This window comes from Cellulosimicrobium sp. RS (genome assembly GCF_046159675.1).
Lineage (GTDB): Bacteria > Actinomycetota > Actinomycetes > Actinomycetales > Cellulomonadaceae > Cellulosimicrobium > Cellulosimicrobium funkei.
The window spans coordinates 53952-72251 of the sequence record NZ_JBJXVU010000001.1 but is presented as its reverse complement, the minus strand read 5'-3'; the positions used below and the strand labels follow the sequence as shown (position 1 = coordinate 72251).

The 18300-nt window shown below is 74.5% G+C and carries 17 protein-coding genes; 8 read left to right on the top strand and 9 right to left on the bottom strand.

What is annotated here, in order from left to right; all coding sequences use genetic code 11:
• Positions 1 to 103: 103 nt before the first annotated feature.
• Both sucD and sucC read right to left on the bottom strand, forming a co-directional pair.
• Complete coding sequence (gene sucD / locus ACI769_RS00320; protein ID WP_021482340.1) at positions 104 to 994, bottom strand: succinate--CoA ligase subunit alpha; 891 nt, start codon at positions 992 to 994, stop codon at positions 104 to 106.
• A 37-nt stretch (positions 995 to 1031) separates the two neighbouring features.
• Positions 1032 to 2201, bottom strand: a complete 1170-nt coding sequence (sucC, locus tag ACI769_RS00315; protein WP_021482339.1) for an ADP-forming succinate--CoA ligase subunit beta — start codon at positions 2199 to 2201, stop codon at positions 1032 to 1034.
• 209 nt (positions 2202 to 2410) lie between these two features.
• Between sucC and ACI769_RS00310 the strand changes: the two genes are divergently transcribed.
• From ACI769_RS00310 to ACI769_RS00300, 3 genes are all read left to right on the top strand, one after another.
• Entirely contained in the window at positions 2411 to 2632 is a 222-nt protein-coding gene (locus tag ACI769_RS00310) for a helix-turn-helix domain-containing protein (RefSeq protein WP_034653339.1), read from the top strand.
• A gap of 1 nt (position 2633) precedes the next feature.
• Positions 2634 to 3209 carry a Clp protease N-terminal domain-containing protein gene (locus ACI769_RS00305; RefSeq protein WP_034653342.1) on the top strand — a complete coding sequence of 192 codons (576 nt, stop codon included), beginning with the start codon at positions 2634 to 2636 and terminating at the stop codon, positions 3207 to 3209.
• Positions 3210 to 3381: 172 nt separating this feature from the next.
• Positions 3382 to 4095 carry a DUF6518 family protein gene (locus ACI769_RS00300; RefSeq protein WP_409141037.1) on the top strand — a complete coding sequence of 238 codons (714 nt, stop codon included), beginning with the start codon at positions 3382 to 3384 and terminating at the stop codon, positions 4093 to 4095.
• 87 nt (positions 4096 to 4182) lie between these two features.
• On the opposite strand, the gene pcrA is transcribed toward ACI769_RS00300, so the two are convergent.
• The 5 genes from pcrA to ACI769_RS00275 all read right to left on the bottom strand — a co-directional run bounded on the left by pcrA (position 4183) and on the right by ACI769_RS00275 (position 9296).
• On the bottom strand, positions 4183 to 6936 hold the full coding sequence (pcrA, locus tag ACI769_RS00295) for a DNA helicase PcrA (RefSeq protein WP_409141036.1): 2754 nt from the start codon (positions 6934 to 6936) through the stop codon (positions 4183 to 4185).
• Positions 6937 to 7004: 68 nt separating this feature from the next.
• Positions 7005 to 7487: a DUF456 domain-containing protein gene (locus ACI769_RS00290; RefSeq protein WP_034653344.1), complete on the bottom strand. Its 483-nt coding sequence runs from the start codon at positions 7485 to 7487 to the stop codon at positions 7005 to 7007.
• A 27-nt stretch (positions 7488 to 7514) separates the two neighbouring features.
• The gene (locus tag ACI769_RS00285; protein WP_085388365.1) at positions 7515 to 8273 is read right to left on the bottom strand and encodes an alpha/beta fold hydrolase; all 759 of its coding nucleotides are present in this window, start codon (positions 8271 to 8273) and stop codon (positions 7515 to 7517) included.
• Entirely contained in the window at positions 8270 to 8830 is a 561-nt protein-coding gene (locus ACI769_RS00280) for a PadR family transcriptional regulator (protein WP_034653349.1), read from the bottom strand. The genes ACI769_RS00285 and ACI769_RS00280 overlap by 4 nt, the downstream gene beginning before the upstream one ends.
• A 100-nt stretch (positions 8831 to 8930) precedes the next feature.
• Complete coding sequence (locus tag ACI769_RS00275; RefSeq protein WP_034653351.1) at positions 8931 to 9296, bottom strand: hypothetical protein; 366 nt, start codon at positions 9294 to 9296, stop codon at positions 8931 to 8933.
• Positions 9297 to 9707: 411 nt separating this feature from the next.
• Between ACI769_RS00275 and ACI769_RS00270 the strand changes: the two genes are divergently transcribed.
• Genes ACI769_RS00270 through cobA form a run of 5 tightly spaced genes read left to right on the top strand, consistent with a single transcriptional unit; the run spans position 9708 to position 16162 of the window.
• Positions 9708 to 11477 (top strand): nitrite/sulfite reductase, encoded by a 1770-nt coding sequence (locus ACI769_RS00270; RefSeq protein ID WP_409141035.1) that lies wholly within the window; start codon positions 9708 to 9710, stop codon positions 11475 to 11477.
• Positions 11474 to 12361 carry a phosphoadenylyl-sulfate reductase gene (locus ACI769_RS00265; RefSeq protein ID WP_409141034.1) on the top strand — a complete coding sequence of 296 codons (888 nt, stop codon included), beginning with the start codon at positions 11474 to 11476 and terminating at the stop codon, positions 12359 to 12361. Before ACI769_RS00270 ends, ACI769_RS00265 begins: the two co-directional genes overlap by 4 nt.
• Positions 12362 to 12369: 8 nt before the next feature.
• Positions 12370 to 13365, top strand: coding sequence for a sulfate adenylyltransferase subunit CysD (gene cysD, locus ACI769_RS00260; protein WP_086148921.1), 996 nt, complete (start codon positions 12370 to 12372; stop codon positions 13363 to 13365).
• Complete coding sequence (locus ACI769_RS00255; protein WP_409141033.1) at positions 13365 to 14744, top strand: sulfate adenylyltransferase subunit 1; 1380 nt, start codon at positions 13365 to 13367, stop codon at positions 14742 to 14744. Before cysD ends, ACI769_RS00255 begins: the two co-directional genes overlap by 1 nt.
• Positions 14745 to 14764: 20 nt before the next feature.
• A complete protein-coding gene (cobA, locus tag ACI769_RS00250; RefSeq protein WP_409141032.1) occupies positions 14765 to 16162 on the top strand; it encodes a uroporphyrinogen-III C-methyltransferase in 1398 nt (465 codons plus the stop codon).
• 17 nt (positions 16163 to 16179) lie between these two features.
• Here cobA and ACI769_RS00245 read toward each other — a convergent pair whose 3' ends face one another.
• Together ACI769_RS00245 and ACI769_RS00240 are read right to left on the bottom strand one after the other, a co-directional pair.
• Positions 16180 to 16878, bottom strand: coding sequence for a response regulator transcription factor (locus ACI769_RS00245; RefSeq protein WP_021483838.1), 699 nt, complete (start codon positions 16876 to 16878; stop codon positions 16180 to 16182).
• Positions 16875 to 18236, bottom strand: coding sequence for an ATP-binding protein (locus tag ACI769_RS00240; RefSeq protein ID WP_085388371.1), 1362 nt, complete (start codon positions 18234 to 18236; stop codon positions 16875 to 16877). The genes ACI769_RS00245 and ACI769_RS00240 overlap by 4 nt, the downstream gene beginning before the upstream one ends.
• Positions 18237 to 18300 lie beyond the last annotated feature (64 nt).

Below are 18300 nucleotides of genomic sequence, written 5' to 3'. Positions count from 1 at the left end.
GGCGCCCCCGGCTCCGGGGACGACGACGCCCCGCGACCGGCGGACCGGTCTCGGGGCGTCGTACGGCGTGGCAGCGGGCCGTGCGGCCCGACGGAGCCAGGGGTCAGGCGAGGACCTCGCGCAGGAGCGCAGCGGTCTCGGACGGCGTCTTGCCGACCTTGACGCCGACGGCCTCCAGGGCCTCCTTCTTCGCCTGGGCGGTGCCCGCGGAGCCCGAGACGATGGCGCCGGCGTGGCCCATCGTCTTCCCCTCGGGAGCCGTGAAGCCCGCGACGTAGCCGACGACCGGCTTCGTGACGTGCTCCTTGATGTACGCCGCGGCGCGCTCCTCGGCGTCGCCGCCGATCTCGCCGATCATGACGATCGCCTTGGTCTCGGGGTCGTTCTCGAACGCCTCGAGCGCGTCGATGTGCGTGGTGCCGACGATCGGGTCGCCGCCGATGCCGATGGCGGTCGAGAAGCCGAGGTCCTTGAGCTCGTACATCATCTGGTAGGTCAGCGTGCCCGACTTCGACACGAGACCGACCGGGCCCTTGCCCGTGATGGTGTGCGGGGTGATGCCGGCGAGCGACTCGCCCGGCGTGATGATGCCGGGGCAGTTCGGGCCGATCATGCGCGTGCCCTTGCCCTGCAGGTAGGCCCAGACCTCGGCCGTGTCCTGGACGGGCACGCCCTCGGTGATGACGACGATGAGCGGCATCTCGGCGTCGATCGCCTCGATCGCGGCGTCCTTGGTGAACGCCGGCGGGACGAACAGGACGGACACGTTCGCGCCCGTCTCGGCCATCGCCTCGGCGACGGTGCCGAACACCGGCAGCGTGACGTCGTTGCCCTCGTGGTCCTTGTGCGTGACGGTCGTGCCGGCCTTGCGGGCGTTGACGCCGCCGACGATCTGCGCGCCCGAGTCGAGCATGAGGGCGGTGTGCTTGGCACCCATCCCGCCGGTGATGCCCTGGACGATGATCTTGGAGTCGGAGTTCAGGTAGATCGACATGGTGTTCTCTGTCTCAGCTTTCCGCGTCTACGGGCGATCAGGCGTTGGCCAGCTCGGCCGCCTTGGCGGCACCGCCGTCCATGGTCTCGGCGAGGGTCACGAGCGGGTGGTTCGCCTCGCGCAGGATCGCGCGGCCGAGCTCCACGTTGTTGCCGTCGAGGCGCACGACGAGCGGCTTGGTCGCCTCGTCGCCGAGGATCTCGAGCGCGCCCACGATGCCCTTCGCGACCTCGTCGCACGCGGTGATGCCACCGAAGACGTTGACGAAGACCGACTTGACCTGCGGGTCGTTGAGGATCACGTCGAGACCGTTCGCCATGACCTGCGCGTTCGCGCCGCCGCCGATGTCGAGGAAGTTGGCCGGCTTGACGCCGCCGTGCTCCTCGCCCGCGTACGCGACGACGTCGAGCGTGCTCATGACGAGCCCGGCACCGTTGCCGATGATGCCGACCTCGCCGTCGAGCTTGACGTAGTTGAGGCCGTTCTCCTTGGCCTTGGCCTCGAGCGGATCGGTCGACTCCTTGTCCTCCAGCGCCTCGTGGTCCGGGTGACGGACCTCCGACGCGTTGTCGTCCAGCGTGACCTTGCCGTCGAGCGCGATGATCGAGCCGTCCTCCGTGCGGACGAGCGGGTTCACCTCGACGAGCGTCGCGTCCTCGGCCGTGAACACGGTCCACAGCGAGCGGATGACGTCGGCGACCGGCGCCTTGAGCTCCTCGGCGAAGCCTGCGGCGTCGACGATCTCGCGCGCCTTCGCCTCGTCGATGCCCACGATCGGGTCGACGGCGACCTTGGCGAGCGCCTCGGGGCGCTCGACGGCGAGCTGCTCGATCTCCATGCCGCCCTCGACGGAGCACATGGCGAGGTAGTTGCGGTTCGAGCGGTCCAGCAGCACCGAGAAGTAGAACTCCTCGGCGATCTTGGCACCCTGCGCCACCATCACGCGGTGGACGGTGTGGCCCTTGATGTCCATGCCGAGGATCTCGGACGCCTTCTCGGCGGCCTCCTCGGGCGAGTGGGCGAGCTTCACGCCGCCGGCCTTGCCGCGGCCGCCGGTCTTCACCTGGGCCTTGACGACCACGGTGCCCCCGCCGAGCTTCTCGGCTCCCGCGCGGGCCTCCTCGGGCGTCGTCGCGACGACCCCGCCCAGCACGGGCACGCCGTGCTTCTCGAAGATGTCACGCGCCTGGTATTCGAACAGGTCCACCCTGCTGCGTCCTTCCGTCTGATGCGCCGTGTGCGGCATGACCGATGTCTCGACATCAAGACATCCCCGTACAGGGTAGCCCCCGCTCCGGGGCGCGCCTATCCGGGGCCGCTGCGGCGGCTCGCGGACCGGTGTTCCCTTCGTCACCCCGTACGGCGGGCGTCAACCACTGTTGACATCACGGCGAGCGTCAACCTAGATTGACACACATGGAACCCGTCGACATGGACGCCGCGAGCAGCACCGACCCGGACGTCGGGCTGCGGGCCGTGCGGTCGCTGCGCGTGCTGGCCGAGCGCCTCGAGGCGCTCCAGGTCGAGCACGCCCGGGCGCTCGGCTGGTCCTGGCAGGAGATCGCCGACCGGCTCGGCGTCACGCGTCAGGCCGTGCACAAGAAGTACGGCGCGTCCCGCACCACGAGGAGGTCGTGACATGTTCGAACGCTTCGCCGCCGACGCCCGGGAGACCGTGGTCGGCGCCCAGGAGGTCGCGCGGGAGCGCGGCGACGACACCATCGACGGGGTGCACCTGCTCCTGTCGCTCGCCCGGCAGGAGGGCGGCGCCGGGGCGGCCGCGCTCGGTGCGGTCGGCGTGAGTCCGGCCGACCTCGAGCGCGAGGTCGACGCCGCCGGCGGGCTCGACCCGCTCGACGGCCCCGCGCTCGCGGCGCTCGGGATCGACCTGGACCAGGTCCGGGCCCGCACGGACGCCGCGTTCGGCCCCGGCGCGCTCGACCGGGCAGCGGACGACGCGCGGGGCCGCGGGCGCCGCCGAGGCCGCGCGCACATCCCGTTCACCCCCGAGGCGAAGAAGGTGCTCGAGCTCTCGCTCCGCGAGGCCGTGCACGACGCTTCGCGCGTGATCGACTCGGGCCACGTCCTCGCGGCCGTCGCGCGCAGCACGGGCTCGACGGCGCACCGGGCGCTCACCGGCGCGCTCACGGCCGCCGGGTCGGACGACGCCGGCCTGCGCGCCGCGCTCTCGACCCGGCACCGCGCGGCGTCCTGACCGGCACGCCGCGCCGCACGTCGCGGTCGGGCCAGGGGCGGGCGAGCGGCCGACGGCAGCGTCACGGCAGGCTCCTCGGGCTCGGTCGTCGTGCCACGGGAGGACCGGGCGCGCGCCCGTGCCCGACGACGGGCTGACGCCCCGCGGTGCCCGGCGCACCTACCGTCGGGGCGTGCCCGACCAGACTGCGCTCCCCCGCCGCTCGGACTCCCGCTCCGACGCCTCCGCCCTCCGCACGCGCTCCGCGCCGGGCCGCCACGCCGGCGCCCCGGTGCCCGGTGGACAGCCCTGGGCGCGGGGCGCCGTCGTGCTCGCCGCGAGCTTCCTGCTCGGCGGCCTCACGTCCTTCGCCCAGGGCTTCCTGCCCGACGCCGCGGCCCCCTTCGCGAACTCGGCGAGCGGCTGGACCCTGCTCACCGCGCTCCTCGTCGCCTGGGCCGCGCGCGACGCGCGGACGCGGACCTGGCACGCCGCCGTGCTGGGCGCGGCGAGCTTCGTGCTGCTCACCCTCGGGTACACGGTCGCCGCCGACCTGCGCGGGTTCTTCTACGACCCGACGCTGTTCGGGGTGGTCGGCCTCGTCGTCGGCCCGTTCGTCGGGGTCGCGGCGGCGTGGCTGTGGCGCGCGGGCGTGCGCGCGGCTCTCGGCACGGCGGTGCTCGCGGGCATCGGCCTCGGCGAGTCGGTGTACGGGCTCACCACGGTCGTCGAGACGACGGGTGCCACGTACTGGGTGGTGATCGGGCTCGCGTCGCTCGTCCTGCTCGCCGCGATGCTGACCCGTCGCCTGCGCGGCCCCGTCCCGGTGGCCGTCGCCGCAGGGGGCACCGCCGTCGTCGCCACGGCGTTCGTCCTCGCCTACCGCGCGCTCGGCGCGATCGGCTGACGCGGCAGACGTCCTACGCGCACAGGGCGCTCGACCGGCTGGTCGAGCGCCCTGTGCGTGGTGCGTGGTGCGTCGGAGCGTGGTGCGTCAGAGCTTGGTGACGGGCGAGTACCGCAGCAGCAGCCGCTTGGTGCCGTCCGCGCCGAAGTCGATCTTCGCGACGGCGTTCGGCCCCGCGCCCTCGAGCGAGACGACCGTCCCGAGCCCGTACGCGTCGTGCGTGACCTTGTCGCCGACGGCGAGGTTCGGCACGTCCCCGTCGGCCCGCGGCGTCGCCGAACCGAACTTCGCCCCGCCGGAAGGCGAGCCGAACGCGGCGCGGGCAGGGGCCGACGACGACGGGTCGTGGCGGGTCTGGCGGGAGCGGCCCGAGGAACGAGGGCCGCGGATGGTAGACCCGTCGTCGTCGGCGCCTGTCCGCGCCCCCGACCCGAATCCGGAACGCGAACCGGACCACGAGCCCGACCCGCGACCCCAGACGGACCCGCCCGCGCGCAGCGTCGCCATCGACGACTCGCGCCGCCGCCAGTCCCACAGCTCCTCGGGGATCTCCTCGAGGAACCGGCTCGGCGGGAACTCGTTCGCCATGCCCCACGCGGAGCGCACCGCGGACCGCGACACGTAGAGCCGCTCGCGCGCGCGGGTGATGCCCACGTAGGCGAGGCGGCGCTCCTCGGCGAGCTCGGCGTCGTCGTGCAAGGACCGCATGTGCGGGAACGTGCCGTCCTCCATGCCGGTGAGGAAGACGACGGGGAACTCGAGACCCTTCGCGGTGTGCAGGGTCATGAGCGTGACGACGCCCGGGTCCTCCTTCTCCTCGCCCTCGTCCTGCTCGTCGGCGCCGTCGTCCGCGGGGATCTGGTCCGCGTCGGCGACGAGCGAGACGCGCTCGAGGAAGTCGGACAGCGTGCCCTCGGGGTCGAGCTCGCTGAACTCCGTCGCGACGGCGTGCAGCTCGGCGAGGTTCTCGACGCGCGTCGCGTCCTGCGGGTCGTCGCTCGCGCGCAGCTCGGCGAGGTAGCCCGTGCGGTCGAGGACGGCGCCGAGGATCTCGGACGGGCTCGCGCCGGAGTCCGCGAGCTCGCGCAGCCCCGTCATGAGCTCCGCGAAGGCGCGCAGCGGGTTGAGCGTGCGGTTCGTCAGGCCGGGGATCTCGTCGATGCGGGCGAGCGCCGCGCCGAACGAGATGCGCTCGCGGTCCGCGAGCGCCGCGACGGCACCCTCGGCGCGGTCGCCGAGACCGCGCTTGGGCACGTTGAGGACGCGGCGCAGGTTGACGTCGTCGTCGAGGTTGTCGATCGCGCGCAGGTACGCCACGGCGTCCTTGACCTCACGGCGCTCGTAGAAGCGCGTGCCGCCGACGACCTTGTACGGCAGGCCGACGCGGATGAGCACCTCCTCCAGCGCCCGGGACTGCGCGTTCGTGCGGTAGAAGACCGCGACGTCGCCGGGTCGCACGCCCTCGGTGTCGCCGAGGCGGTCGATCTCCTCCGCGACGAACCGCGCCTCCTCGTGCTCGTTGTCCGCGACGTAGCCGATGACCTTCGCGCCCGCGCCGGAGTCCGTCCACAGGCGCTTGGGCTTGCGGTCGGGGTTGCGCGAGATGACGGCGTTGGCGGCCGAGAGGATGTTCTGGGTCGAGCGGTAGTTCTGCTCGAGCAGGATGGTCCGGGCGTCCGGGTAGTCGGCCTCGAACTCGAGGATGTTGCGGATCGTCGCGCCGCGGAACGCGTAGATCGACTGGTCGGCGTCGCCGACGACCGTGAGCTCGGCCGGGTCGAGCGCCGGGACCTGCGCCTCGCCCGTGCCGCTCGTCGCCGGGTCGGTCGCCGCGGAGTCCTCCCCCACGCCCGCGAGCTCGCGCACGAGCACGTACTGCGCGTGGTTGGTGTCCTGGTACTCGTCGACGAGCACGTGGCGGAACCGGCGGCGGTAGTGCTCGGCGACCGCGGGGAACGCCTGGAGCAGGTTCACCGTGGTCATGATGATGTCGTCGAAGTCGAGCGCGCTGGCCGCGACGAGACGGGCCTGGTAGCGCGTGTAGACGTCGGCGAGCACCTGGTCGAACTCGGGCACGTTCGCGCCGTGCTGGCCGGCCCGCGCCGCGAGGCCGTCGTCCGTCGCGTGGGCGCCGGAGTCTCGCGCGTAGGTCTCGGGGTCGATGAGCTCGTTCTTGAGGTCCGAGATCTTGTTGGCGAGCGACCGGGCCGGGTACTTCTTGGGGTCCAGGTCGAGCTCGCGCGTGACGAGGGTGATGAGCCGCTGGGAGTCCGCGGCGTCGTAGATCGAGAAGCTCGACCGCAGGCCGAGCGTCTTCGCCTCGCGCCGCAGGATGCGCACGCACGCCGAGTGGAACGTGGAGACCCACATGTTCCGCGCCGACGGCCCGACGAGCGCCTCGACGCGCTCGCGCATCTCGGCCGCGGCCTTGTTGGTGAACGTGATCGCGAGGATCTGGCCCGCGCGCGCCCGGCCCGTGGCGAGCAGGTGCGCGATGCGGTGCGTCAGCACGCGCGTCTTGCCCGACCCGGCGCCCGCGACGATGAGCAGCGGCCCGCCCGCGTGCACGACGGCCTCGCGCTGCTGCGGGTTGAGCCCGTCGAGCAGCGCGTCGGGGTCGAGGTGGGCGTACCGGCCGCGGCGCTCGCCCGACGGCGCACCGCCGGTCGTCCCCGGCGCGCCGTCCGCGGCGGGCGACCCCGCGCCGTCGGGCACGGCCGGGTCGTCGGTCCAGCGCGGGGCGGTCCGCGGGAGGCGGGACTCGCCGCCGTGGTCGACGCGCGGGCCGTCGAACAGCGTGTCGAGGCCGGGCAGCGGGAGGTTCTCGAAGAGCGAAGCCATAGCCCCTCCAGCCTAGGCGCCCGCGCCCACACCCGGCACCGCCCGGCCGCCGCGTCCACCGGCAGGCGTCAGGTGAACGTGAGCCCGATGCCCCACGTCGCGGCGGCGAGCAGCCCGCCGAGGAGCTGGACGAGGATCGTGATGCCGGTCGCCTGCATCGCGGCGACCGTCGCGCGCCAGGCGGCGCGCCGGTCGCGACGGCGCACGAGCTCGGCGAGGAACACGGCGAGCACGAACCCGATGAAGAGCCCGACCACCGGGATGACGAAGAACCCGACGACGCCCGCGATGCCGCCCCACACGAGCGTCGACCACGGGACGTCCGCCCGGCGCATGTGCCGACCCGCGAGCACGTACTGGGAGACCTCGGCGGCGACGACGAGCACGGCCGCGACCGCGAAGACGACCCAGGCGGCCGTGCCGCCCGTGACGATCGCCCACACGAGGATCGCCCCGAGCACGAGCACGTTCCCGGGCAGGATCTGCACGACGATCCCGATCAGCCCGACCAGGATCGCCAGCCCGACGAGGACCTCTCCACCGACGCTCACGGGGGAAACCCTCGCACGTCCGGCGCGCTACGCACGCCCCGCGGGCGGGACCAGCCGGGGGTGCGCGACGCCGTCGACCACCCACGAGCGGATCATCGCGCTGAACAGGTCGGGGTCCTCCGCGCTCCACTGGTGGTGCATGCCGGGCGCCAGGCGGACGACGGCGTCCGGCACCCGGCGGGCGATCGTCGCGAGCGCGGAGCGCGCGGCGCGCACGTCGCGCGAGCCCGCGACGGCGAGGACGCGCGCGCCCGACGCCTCGAGGCCCGTCGGCCAGCAGCCGCCGTAGACGTCGCGCAGCGTGCGGGCCATGTTGTCGCGGCGGATCGCGAGGCCGGACCGGACGAAGAGGTCGCGCGCGTCGGCAGGGAGGCGGAAGGCTCGCGCCTGCGCCTCCCAGTACCAGCGCCGGTCCCACACCCTGAGCTGCGCGCGCCCGACGGCGCCGGCGAGCCCGGGCACGCCGTCGACCGCCGCGCCGGACGCGAGGACGGAGCGCACGAGCCCGGGGTGCCGTGCCGCGACCCGGAGGGCGACGATCCCGCCGTACGACAGCCCGACGAGGTGCACGGCCCGGTCCGCGGGCAGCGCAGCGACGAGGGCAGCCACGTCGTCGGCGGTGGCGTCGAGCGACACGACGTCCTCGGCCGCGCGGGACCCGAAGCCGGGCAGGTCCGGCGTCCGGACGTCGAGGTCGGCGAGGTGCTCGACCTGCGGCTCCCACATCCACGACGCGACGTTGCCGCCGTGCAGCAGGACGACGGTGACGGCGTCCGGCGCGCTCACGCGAGCACCTCGCGCTCGGTCTCGTCGAGCCAGGCGAGCTCGGTCCGGGCGTGCGCGAGGCCGTGGCGGAGCGTGGCGAGGCGCAGGGCGAGCCCGCGGGTGCCGCGGACGCGGTCGGCGTCGGGACCGCCGTCGGCGAGGACGGCGGCGACGCGCTCCTGCTCGGCGGTGAGCGCCGCGACCGCCTCCTCCGCCTGCGCGCGGCGGGACGCGAGGAGCTCCCGGACGCCTGCGTCGTCGAGCTGGTCGGCGAAGAACAACCGCCCGAGGAAGGGCTCGCGCGCGTCCTCCGGCTCGAGCGGCGCGGCGAGCCAGTCGCGGAGCGCCGCGCGGCCCGCGGCGGTGATCGTGTGGACCTTGCGGTCGGGGTAGCTCTCCTGCGGCACGACCTCCACCTCGGCGAGGCCCGCGTCGACGAGGGCCGCGAGCGTGCGGTAGAGCTGCGAGCGGTCCGCAGCCCAGAAATGGTGCACGGAGGTGTCGAACGCGCGCTTGAGGTCGTAGCCGGTCATGGGCCGGACCGTGAGGAGCCCAAGCACGAGGTATCGAAGGACCATGCGACTAGTGGACCATGCACCTAGATCCCGGTCAACGCTTCCCGAGACGACGACGGCCCGCCGACGCGGAGCGTCGACGGGCCGGGTGCCGGTGGTGCGGTCAGTTCCAGAACACGGCGACGAGGATGTTGACGAGGGTCAGGCCGCCGATGGCGTGCTTGAGGCCCGGCGCCACGGCGCCGTCGGAGGACTTGGCCCCCTGCCGCTTGGCGACGAACGCGAGGACGGCGATGACGAGGGCAATGACCAGCTTGACGCCGATCTTGGCCATGTCCGGGCCACCGTCCCCCCAGACCGAGGCCTCACCGATCCCGACCATGGCGATCCCCGCGACGAGCGCGGTGAGCGCCCCGTGGAAGACGCCCTTGTACAGGCCCGGCGAGCGCAGGGACGCGAGGTAGCCACCGAGCACGATGGCCCACCCGATGAAGTGCAGCGCGACGAAGACGTTGTAGAGGAACTCCATGGGCCCATGGTATTTGCTGACGACCCTGTCGTGAAACTTTGCACAAGGTGAGATGCGTCCGGCGATCCACGACGCTCGACAAAGCAGACTGAATCGGTCTACTATTTCCGGTTTCCCACCATGCGGACCGGGGCTGTCCACGCGTCCGGACCGCGGCTACTGTTCTCGACATGACCACGGCTGCCCGCACCCTCCTCGTGACCTCCGGTCACGGGACGCCGGCGTGCGCGCACACGTGTCTGAGCTGTTGTCGCTGAACCGCGCCCGACTCAGCGCGAGCCATCGCTCGCCTCTCTTCCCGAGAACCCCTGAGAACCGGCGCGCGCCGTCGGTCCTCAGCCACTCGCAGCACCCTCGCTGAGCGCTCGCCGTCGCGCGTCCCCGCCCCCCACGAGGACACGAGGAACCCCGATGACGCAGGCACCGACTGCGCCCGAGGCCACGGACGGCAGCACTCCTCCCGCCCGTCCGCCGCGGACCGCCGAGCGCCCGGCCCGGACGCCGGGAGACCGCCCCGCGCGCGCCGCACGACCGAACGGGCAGTGGAAGGTCGACGGCACCGAGCCGCTCAACGCGAACGAGAAGTGGAAGCAGGAGGACGGCGGCCTGTCCGTCCGCGAGCGCATCGAGACGATCTACGCGCGCGACGGCTTCGACTCCATCCCCGGCGACGACCTCCACGGACGCTTCCGCTGGTGGGGCCTGTACACGCAGCGCAAGCCCGGGATCGACGGCGGCCGGACCGCGACGCTCGAGCCGCACGAGCTCGAGGACCGGTACTTCATGCTCCGGGTCCGCATCGACGGCGGGGCGCTCACGACCGAGCAGCTCCGCGTCGTCGCGGGCATCTCGACGGAGTTCGCCCGCGACAGCGCGGACATCACCGACCGCCAGAACATCCAGCTCCACTGGGTCGAGGTCGAGGACGTCCCCGAGATCTGGCGCCGCCTGGAGTCCGTCGGGCTGCAGACGACCGAGGCGTGCGGCGACGTCCCGCGCGTCGTGCTCGGCAGCCCGGTCGCGGGCATCGCCGCCGACGAGCTCATCGACATCGGCCCGGCCGTCGCGGGGATCACCGAGAAGTACATCGGCGTCCCCGAGCTCGCGAACCTGCCCCGCAAGTTCAAGACGGCGCTCACCGGCCACCCGAGCCAGGACGTCGTCCACGAGATCAACGACGTCGCGTTCGTGGCGCACCGCCACCCCGAGCTGGGCGTCGGGTTCGACCTGTGGGTCGGCGGCGGGCTGTCCGCGAACCCGCGTCTCGGGGAGCGCCTGGGGGCGTTTCTCACCGAGGAGCAGGTGCCCGACGTGTGGCACGGCGTCGTGCAGATCTTCCGCGACTACGGCTACCGCCGGCTGCGCAACAAGGCACGCCTGAAGTTCCTGCTCGCCGACTGGGGTCCGGAGAAGTTCCGCGAGGTCCTCGAGACCGAGTACCTCGGGTACGCGCTGCCCGACGGCCCCCCGGCGCCCAAGCCGTCCGTCCCCGGCGACCACGTGGGCGTGCACAAGCAGAAGGACGGGCTCAACTACGTCGGGGCCGCGCCGTACGTCGGACGCGTGTCCGGCACGATCCTCGCGAACGTCGCCGACCTCGCGGAGTCGGTCGGGTCGCACCGAGTGCGCCTCACCCCGCACCAGAAGCTCCTCGTCCTCGACGTGCCGGACGAGCACGTCGAGCACGTCGTGTCGACGCTCAAGGAGAACGGCCTCGACGCCCGGCCGAGCCCGTTCCGCCGCAGCACGATCGCGTGCACCGGCATCGAGTACTGCAAGCTCGCGATCGTCGACACGAAGGACACCGCGACCGCGACGATCGACGAGCTCGAGCAGCGGCTCGGGGACCTGTCCCAGATGAAGCCGCTCTCCCTGCACGTCAACGGCTGCCCCAACTCGTGCGCGCGCATCCAGACGGCGGACATCGGCCTCAAGGGCCAGCTGGTCATGGACGACGACGGCCAGCAGGTCCCCGGCTTCCAGGTCCACCTGGGCGGCGGGCTGGCCTCCGACGACCGCGAGGTCGCGGGCATGGGCCGGACCGTCCGCGGGCTGAAGGTGACCGCGGACGACCTCACCGACTACGTCGAGCGCGTCGTCCGGCGCTACGAGAGCGACAAGGACGGCTCCGAGACGTTCGCCGAGTGGGCGCACCGCGCGGACGAGGAGGCGCTCCGATGACCGCGGACCCGACCGGCGGGCCCGCCGCACCCGCGGGCACCGACCCGCTCGCGGCGCTGCGCGCCGCGGCGCGGGCCCGGACGGAGCAGCGCGAGAGCGCGAAGGCCGCGCACCACGCGGAGCGTGCGCGGCAGGCCGCGCAGGGCCGGGAGAAACGCTCGACCGACGAGCTGCGCGAGATCGCGCGGCGCGGCGCCGAGCTGCTGCACGGCGTGGGCACGCCCGGCGTCGAGGGCGCCACGCGCCCGGAGGCGACCGCCGACGAGGTCGTCGCCTGGGCCGCACGCGAGTTCGGGACGTCCGTCGCGGTCGCGTGCTCCATGGCCGACGCGGTGCTCCCCCACGTCGTCGCGGCGCAGATCCCCTGGGTCGACGTGCTGTTCCTCGACACGGGCTACCACTTCGCCGAGACCGTCGGGACGCGCGACGCCGTCGAGCAGCAGCTGGACGTGACGATCGTCGACGTCCGGCCCGAGCTCACGGTCGCCCAGCAGGACGCGGCGCACGGCAAGGACCTGTTCGGTCGCGACCCGGCGCTGTGCTGCCAGCTGCGCAAGGTCGAGCCGCTGCACCGCACGCTCGCGGGCTACGAGGTGTGGGTCACGGGCGTGCGCCGCGACGAGGCGCCGACGCGGACCGGCACGCCGCTCGTCGCGTTCGACGAGAAGAACGGGCTCGTGAAGATCAACCCGCTCGCGGCGTGGTCGTTCGACGACCTGCTCGCGTACGCGGCGCGGCACCAGGTGGTGCTCAACCCCCTGCTCCACGACGGCTACCCGTCGATCGGCTGCCAGCCGTGCACCCGGCGCGTCGCGCCGGGCGAGGACCCGAGGGCCGGCCGCTGGGCGGGGCTCGACAAGACAGAGTGCGGACTCCACGTATGAGGACGGGCATGACGACCATCGACCTGACGACCGACGCGCCGGGCTCCCCCGGCGCCTCCGCCGCCGCGGGCACGACCCCCGCCGCGGCGCTCCCCGGCGGGCGCCGCCTCGCCCAGCTCGACGCGCTCGAGAGCGAGGGCATCCACATCGTGCGGGAGGTCGTCGCCGAGTTCGAGCGACCGGTCCTGCTGTTCAGCGGCGGCAAGGACTCCGTGGTGATGCTGCACCTCGCGGTCAAGGCGTTCGCGCCCGGCCCGGTGCCGTTCCCCGTGCTGCACGTCGACACGGGCCACAACTTCCCCGAGGTCCTGGCCTACCGCGACGCGACGGCCGAGCGCCTCGGCCTGCGCCTCGAGGTGGCGCGCGTGCAGGACTACATCGACGACGGCCGGCTGCGCGAGCGCGCCGACGGCACGCGCAACCCGCTCCAGACGCAGCCGCTGCTCGACGCGATCTCGGGGCACCGGTTCGACGCCGTGTTCGGCGGGGGGCGTCGCGACGAGGAGAAGGCGCGCGCCAAGGAGCGCGTGTTCTCCCTGCGCGACGAGTTCGGCCAGTGGGACCCGCGCAACCAGCGCCCGGAGCTGTGGAACCTCTACAACGGGCGGCACCGCCCGGGCGAGCACGTGCGCGTGTTCCCGCTCTCGAACTGGACCGAGCTCGACGTGTGGCGCTACATCGCGCGCGAGCGCATCGAGCTCCCCGAGCTCTACTACGCGCACGAGCGCGAGGTGTTCGACCGCGACGGGATGCTGCTCGCCGTCGGGCCGTACTCCGCGCCCCGCACGGACGCCGAGACCGCGTCGCTGCGGACGGAGACCGTGCGCTACCGGACGGTCGGCGACATGTCGTGCACCGGCGCCGTGCGCTCGGACGCGGCGGGCGTCGACGACGTCATCGCCGAGGTCGCCGCGACGCGCATCACCGAGCGCGGCGCGACCCGCGCCGACGACCGCCTCTCCGAGGCCGCCATGGAGGACCGCAAGAAGGAGGGGTACTTCTGATGGGCACCCAGACCACCACCGGCACCGTCACGGCGCCCCCGCTCGACGACGCGCGCCGCGGCACGCTCCTGCGCCTCGCGACCGCGGGCTCCGTCGACGACGGCAAGTCCACGCTCGTGGGCCGACTGCTGTTCGACTCGAAGTCCGTGCTCGCCGACCAGCTCGACGCGGTCGAGCGCGTCTCGCGCGACCGCGGGCTGGAGACCGCCGACCTCGCGCTGCTCACCGACGGCCTGCGGGCCGAGCGCGAGCAGGGCATCACGATCGACGTCGCGTACCGGTACTTCGCGACCGCGCGCCGGTCGTTCATCCTCGCCGACTGCCCCGGCCACGTGCAGTACACGCGCAACACGGTGACCGGGGCGTCGACGGCGGACGTCGTCGTGCTGCTCATCGACGCGCGCAAGGGCCTGCTGGAGCAGACGCGCCGCCACCTCGCGGTCGCGAGCCTGCTGCGCGTGCCGCACGTCGTCGTCGCGGTGAACAAGATCGACCTCGTCGACTACAGCGAGGCGCGCTACGAGGAGCTCGCGGCGGACATCCGCGCGGCCGCGACGTCGCTCGGCGTCGGCGACGTGCACACGATCCCCGTCTCGGCGCTCGTCGGCGACAACGTCGTGGACCGGGCGAGCGCGCGCACGCCCTGGTACGACGGCCCGAGCCTGCTCGAGCTGCTCGAGGAGCTCCCGACGGGCGACGACCCGGAGGCCGAGGCGTTCCGCTTCCCCGTCCAGGTCGTCATCCGCCCGCAGGCCGCGGCCGACGAGCGCTACCGCGACTACCGCGGGTACGCCGGGCAGGTCGCGTCGGGCGTCGTGACGGTCGGCGACGAGGTCGTGGTGCTGCCCTCCGGGCGCCGCACGACGGTCGTCGGGATCGACACCGCCGACTCCCTCGCGAGCGGCGCGAAGCTCACCGAGGCGTTCGCCCCGCAGTCGGTGACGATCCGCCTCGCCGACGACGTGGACGTCGCGCGCGGCGACCTCCTCGCGTCCGCGGCCGAGGCCCCCGACGTCACGCAGGACGTCGAGGGCACGGTGGCGTGGCTGGGCGACCGTCCGCTCCTGCCCGGCGCGCGCGTGCTGCTCAAGCACACGACCCGCACCGTGCAGGCCGTGGTGCGCGACGTCGTCGGGCGCCTCGACCTGGACACGGCCGAGCTCGAGCCCGCCGAGCGCCTGGAGCTCAACGACATCGGCCGCGTGACGCTGCGGCTCGCGTCGCCCGTCGCGGCGGAGGAGTACGTCGTGGCGCGCCGCACGGGCGCGTTCCTGCTCGTCGACGCGCAGGACGGCGGCACGCTCGCCGCCGGCATGGTCGGCGACGCGCTCGCCGCCGCCCGCCGCCCGGCGGAACGCCCCGGCTCCTACGCGATCTAGACGACACCTAGGCTGGCACCGTGACCGCACCCATCCACGAGACGTACCCCCTCGGCCTGCGCCTCGACGGCCGCCGCGTCGTCGTCGTCGGCGGCGGCCCCGTCGCCGCACGCCGCACGCGGGGCCTCCTCGACGCGGGCGCGGTCGTGACCGTCGTCGCGCCGTACGTGTGCGAGGACCTCGCCGAGCTGCTCGCGGCCCACGGCCCGGGGACCGCCGGTCACGCGGCGCACGCCCCGGCGGCCGTCCCGGCGCGGGACGCCCGGCTCTCCTGGGTGCGGCGCGACTACCTCACGGGCGACCTCGACGGCGCGTGGCTCGTCCACACCGCGACGGGCGACGCCCGCGTCGACGCCGAGGTCGCGGCCGACGCCGAGGCGGACCGCGTCTTCTGCGTCACCGCGGGCGACGCCGAGCGCGCGACCGCGTGGGTCCCGGCCGTCGCGCGCACGCTCGTGCCGGGCGCCGCGCCCGGGGCCGGGGAGGCCGAGGTCACGGTGGCCGTCAACGCCGGTCGGGACCCGCGGCGCGCCCAGCGCGTGCGCGACGCCGTCGCGGTGCTCCTCGAGACGGGCGAGCTGCCGCTGCGGGCGGTGCGGCCGGCCCGCGCCGTCGTCGCGGGGTCCGGCGACGACGGCCACGAGGCCGCTGCCGCGGGGGCCGTCACGGCCCCGCTCGTGCGGCCCGTGGGCTCCGTCGCCCTCGTCGGCGGGGGGCCGGGCGACGCGGGCCTGATCTCCGTGCGCGGGCGCCGGGTGCTCGCGGAGGCCGACGTCGTCGTGGTCGACCGGCTCGCGCCGCGCGCGCTGCTCGCCGAGCTCGGCGACGACGTCGTGGTGGTGGACGTCGGCAAGACGTCGGGCAACCACCCCGTGCCGCAGGACGAGATCAACCGGATCCTCGTGCACCACGCGCTCGTGGGGAAGCGGGTCGTCCGGCTCAAGGGCGGCGACCCGTACGTGTTCGGGCGGGGTGGCGAGGAGCTCGACGCGTGCCGCGCCCACGGCGTCCCGGTGGAGGTCGTGCCCGGCGTGACGAGCGCCGTCTCCGTGCCCGCCGCCGCGGGCATCCCGGTGACGCACCGGGGCCTGTCGCGCGGGTTCACCGTGCTCACGGGGCACGAGGACGTCGGGAAGGTCCCCGCCGCGAGCGACCACACGGTCGTCCTGCTCATGGGTGTCTCGCGTCTCGCGGAGACGGCCGCGGCGCTCGTCGCGCAGGGCCGCTCGCCCGAGACGCCGGTCGCGGTCGTCGAGGACGGCTACGGCCCGCGCCAGCGGACGACGGTCGGGACGCTCGCGACCATCGCCGAGCGGGCGCGCGAGGCCGGCGTCCGGCCCCCGGCCGTGACCGTCGTCGGCGACGTGGTGACCCTCTCCCCCGCCTGGCCGCCCCGCACCCCGCCCGCCCCGCGCTGAGCGCGGGGGGCGGGGGCTCAGAGGAGGCGGCGCTGGGCCGCCCAGCGGGTGAGCTCGTGACGGGACGACAGCTGGAGCTTGCGCAGGACCGCGGAGACGTGGGTCTCGACGGTCTTGATCGAGATGAACAGCTCCGACGCGACCTCGCGGTACGTGTACCCGCGCGCGATGAGGCGCATGACCTCCTGCTCGCGCGCGGAGAGCCGGTCGAGCTCGTCGTCGTGCACGGCGACGTCGCCCGCGCCCGTGCCGAAAGCGTCGAGCACGAAGCCCGCGAGCCGCGGCGAGAACACCGCGTCGCCGCCCGCGACCTGCCCGACGGCGGCCGACAGGTCCGGCCCCGAGATCGCCTTCGTCACGTACCCGCGCGCGCCGGCGCGGATGACCGCGACGACGTCCTCCGCGGCGTCGGACACGGACAGCGCGAGGAACCGCACGTCGCCCAGCACGTCGGCGCAGCGCTGGATGACCTCCGCGCCCCCGCCGCCGTTCCCGCCGGGCAGGTGCACGTCGAGCAGCACGACCGGGGGCCGCAGCTCGTGCACGCGCGCGACCGCCGACCCCACGTCGTCCGCCTCGCCCACGACCGTGACGAGCGCCGGGTCGAGGCTCGCGCGCACGCCGGCCCGGAACATGTGGTGGTCGTCGACGAGCACCACGGGCACCGGCCCGGTGGCGGGTGCGCCGTCGGGCGTCGCGCTGGGGATGGTCGTCACGGGGTCTCCTCGCTCGGTGCGGTCCGCGCCGGGCCGGGGTCCGTCGGCACGTCCGTCGACACGGCCCGCGGCACGCGCAACCGTACCTCGGTGCCCCACCCCGGCCGGCTGATGATCTCGGCCTTGCCCCCGCGGCGCTGCACGCGCCCGAGGATCGACTCGCGCACCCCGAACCGGTCGGGGGCGACGTCGTCCATGTCGAAGCCCTCGCCCCGGTCGCGGACGAACACCTCGACCGCGGCGTCGCTCACCTCGAGGTAGACGGAGTACGGCGGCCCGCCGTGCGCGACGGCGTTGACGAGCGCCTCGCGCGTCGCCTGGAGGAGCGCCGCCGTCTCCTGCGTCGGGGTGCAGTCCCCCACCACGACGACGTCCACGACGACCGGCCCCGGCTCGGGCGCACCGGGCGCCGCGCCGATCGGCTCGGCGCGGCGGCCCACGCGCCCGTCCTCGACCTCCGCGACGAGCGCGCGCAGCTCGGCGGCGAGCGACGTGCCGGGCGAGGGGCGGTCGTCGTAGAGCCACTCGCGCAGCTCGCGCTCCTGGGCCCGCGCGAGGCGCGCGACCGTGTCGGCGTCGGAGGACCGGGCGCGGATGAGGGCGAGCGTCTGGAGCACGGAGTCGTGCAGGTGCGCAGCGATGTCGGCCCGCTCGGCCTCGCGCGCCCGGGCGGCGCGCTCGTCGCCGAGCTCGCGCATCAGCCGCAGCCACCACGGGGCGAGGACGATCGCGACGCCCGCGAGCACCGCGACCGCGGCCACGGCGGCCCGGACGACCTGGGTGGGCCGCGCGTCCTGCCCCACCAGCAGCACGATGCCGACGAGCACGAGCACGACGCCGCCCGCGATGCGCACGACCCCGGCGGGCGTGCGCCCGCCCGCCCGCGTGAGCAGCCGGCCCCGCTCGACGGCGTCGAGCTGGCTCCACGCGAGCGCCGCGCCCGCGAGCGCGATGAGCACCGGGATGACCCAGGAGACCTCGACGTCGACACCCGTGCGCAGAGCCACGAGCAGCGCCGCGCCGCCCAGCAGGACGACGCCGATCGCGACGTCGCGCACGGGCAGGCGCCGCACGCTCCCCTGGAGACGCGGCGCGAGCCGGGACAGGGAGGCGGGGCGCTGCTCGTCGCGCGCGGCCAGCGGGTCGCCGGTCGGCACGGTGAGCCACCAGAACACGTACAGCGCGACGCCCGCGCCGCCCGCGAGCGCGAGGAGCGCCATGACGAGGCGCACGACCCCGACGCCGACGCCGAGGTGCGCCGCGAGGCCCGCGCACACGCCACCCACCCACCGGCCGCGCTCGGGGCGGCGCAGCGGCAGGTCGCGCGGTCGGGCGCCGGGCCGGGCAGCTGTCGTCACCCCCCGATCGTCACACGGCGCGGACGCCCCGAGCGCCCCCGGGCGGGGAAACCAGGGTCGGGCA

What these genes read in the sequence shown, in the direction of transcription:
- sucD (WP_021482340.1), bottom strand. Translation starts at nt 994, where the DNA reads ATGTCGATCTACCTGAACTCCGACTCCAAGATCATCGTCCAGGGCATC.
- ACI769_RS00310 (WP_034653339.1), top strand. Translation starts at nt 2,411, where the DNA reads ATGGAACCCGTCGACATGGACGCCGCGAGCAGCACCGACCCGGACGTC.
- ACI769_RS00305 (WP_034653342.1), top strand. Translation starts at nt 2,634, where the DNA reads ATGTTCGAACGCTTCGCCGCCGACGCCCGGGAGACCGTGGTCGGCGCC.
- pcrA (WP_409141036.1), bottom strand. Translation starts at nt 6,936, where the DNA reads ATGGCTTCGCTCTTCGAGAACCTCCCGCTGCCCGGCCTCGACACGCTG.
- ACI769_RS00280 (WP_034653349.1), bottom strand. Translation starts at nt 8,830, where the DNA reads ATGGTCCTTCGATACCTCGTGCTTGGGCTCCTCACGGTCCGGCCCATG.
- ACI769_RS00275 (WP_034653351.1), bottom strand. Translation starts at nt 9,296, where the DNA reads ATGGAGTTCCTCTACAACGTCTTCGTCGCGCTGCACTTCATCGGGTGG.
- ACI769_RS00270 (WP_409141035.1), top strand. Translation starts at nt 9,708, where the DNA reads ATGACGCAGGCACCGACTGCGCCCGAGGCCACGGACGGCAGCACTCCT.
- ACI769_RS00265 (WP_409141034.1), top strand. Translation starts at nt 11,474, where the DNA reads ATGACCGCGGACCCGACCGGCGGGCCCGCCGCACCCGCGGGCACCGAC.
- cysD (WP_086148921.1), top strand. Translation starts at nt 12,370, where the DNA reads ATGACGACCATCGACCTGACGACCGACGCGCCGGGCTCCCCCGGCGCC.
- ACI769_RS00255 (WP_409141033.1), top strand. Translation starts at nt 13,365, where the DNA reads ATGGGCACCCAGACCACCACCGGCACCGTCACGGCGCCCCCGCTCGAC.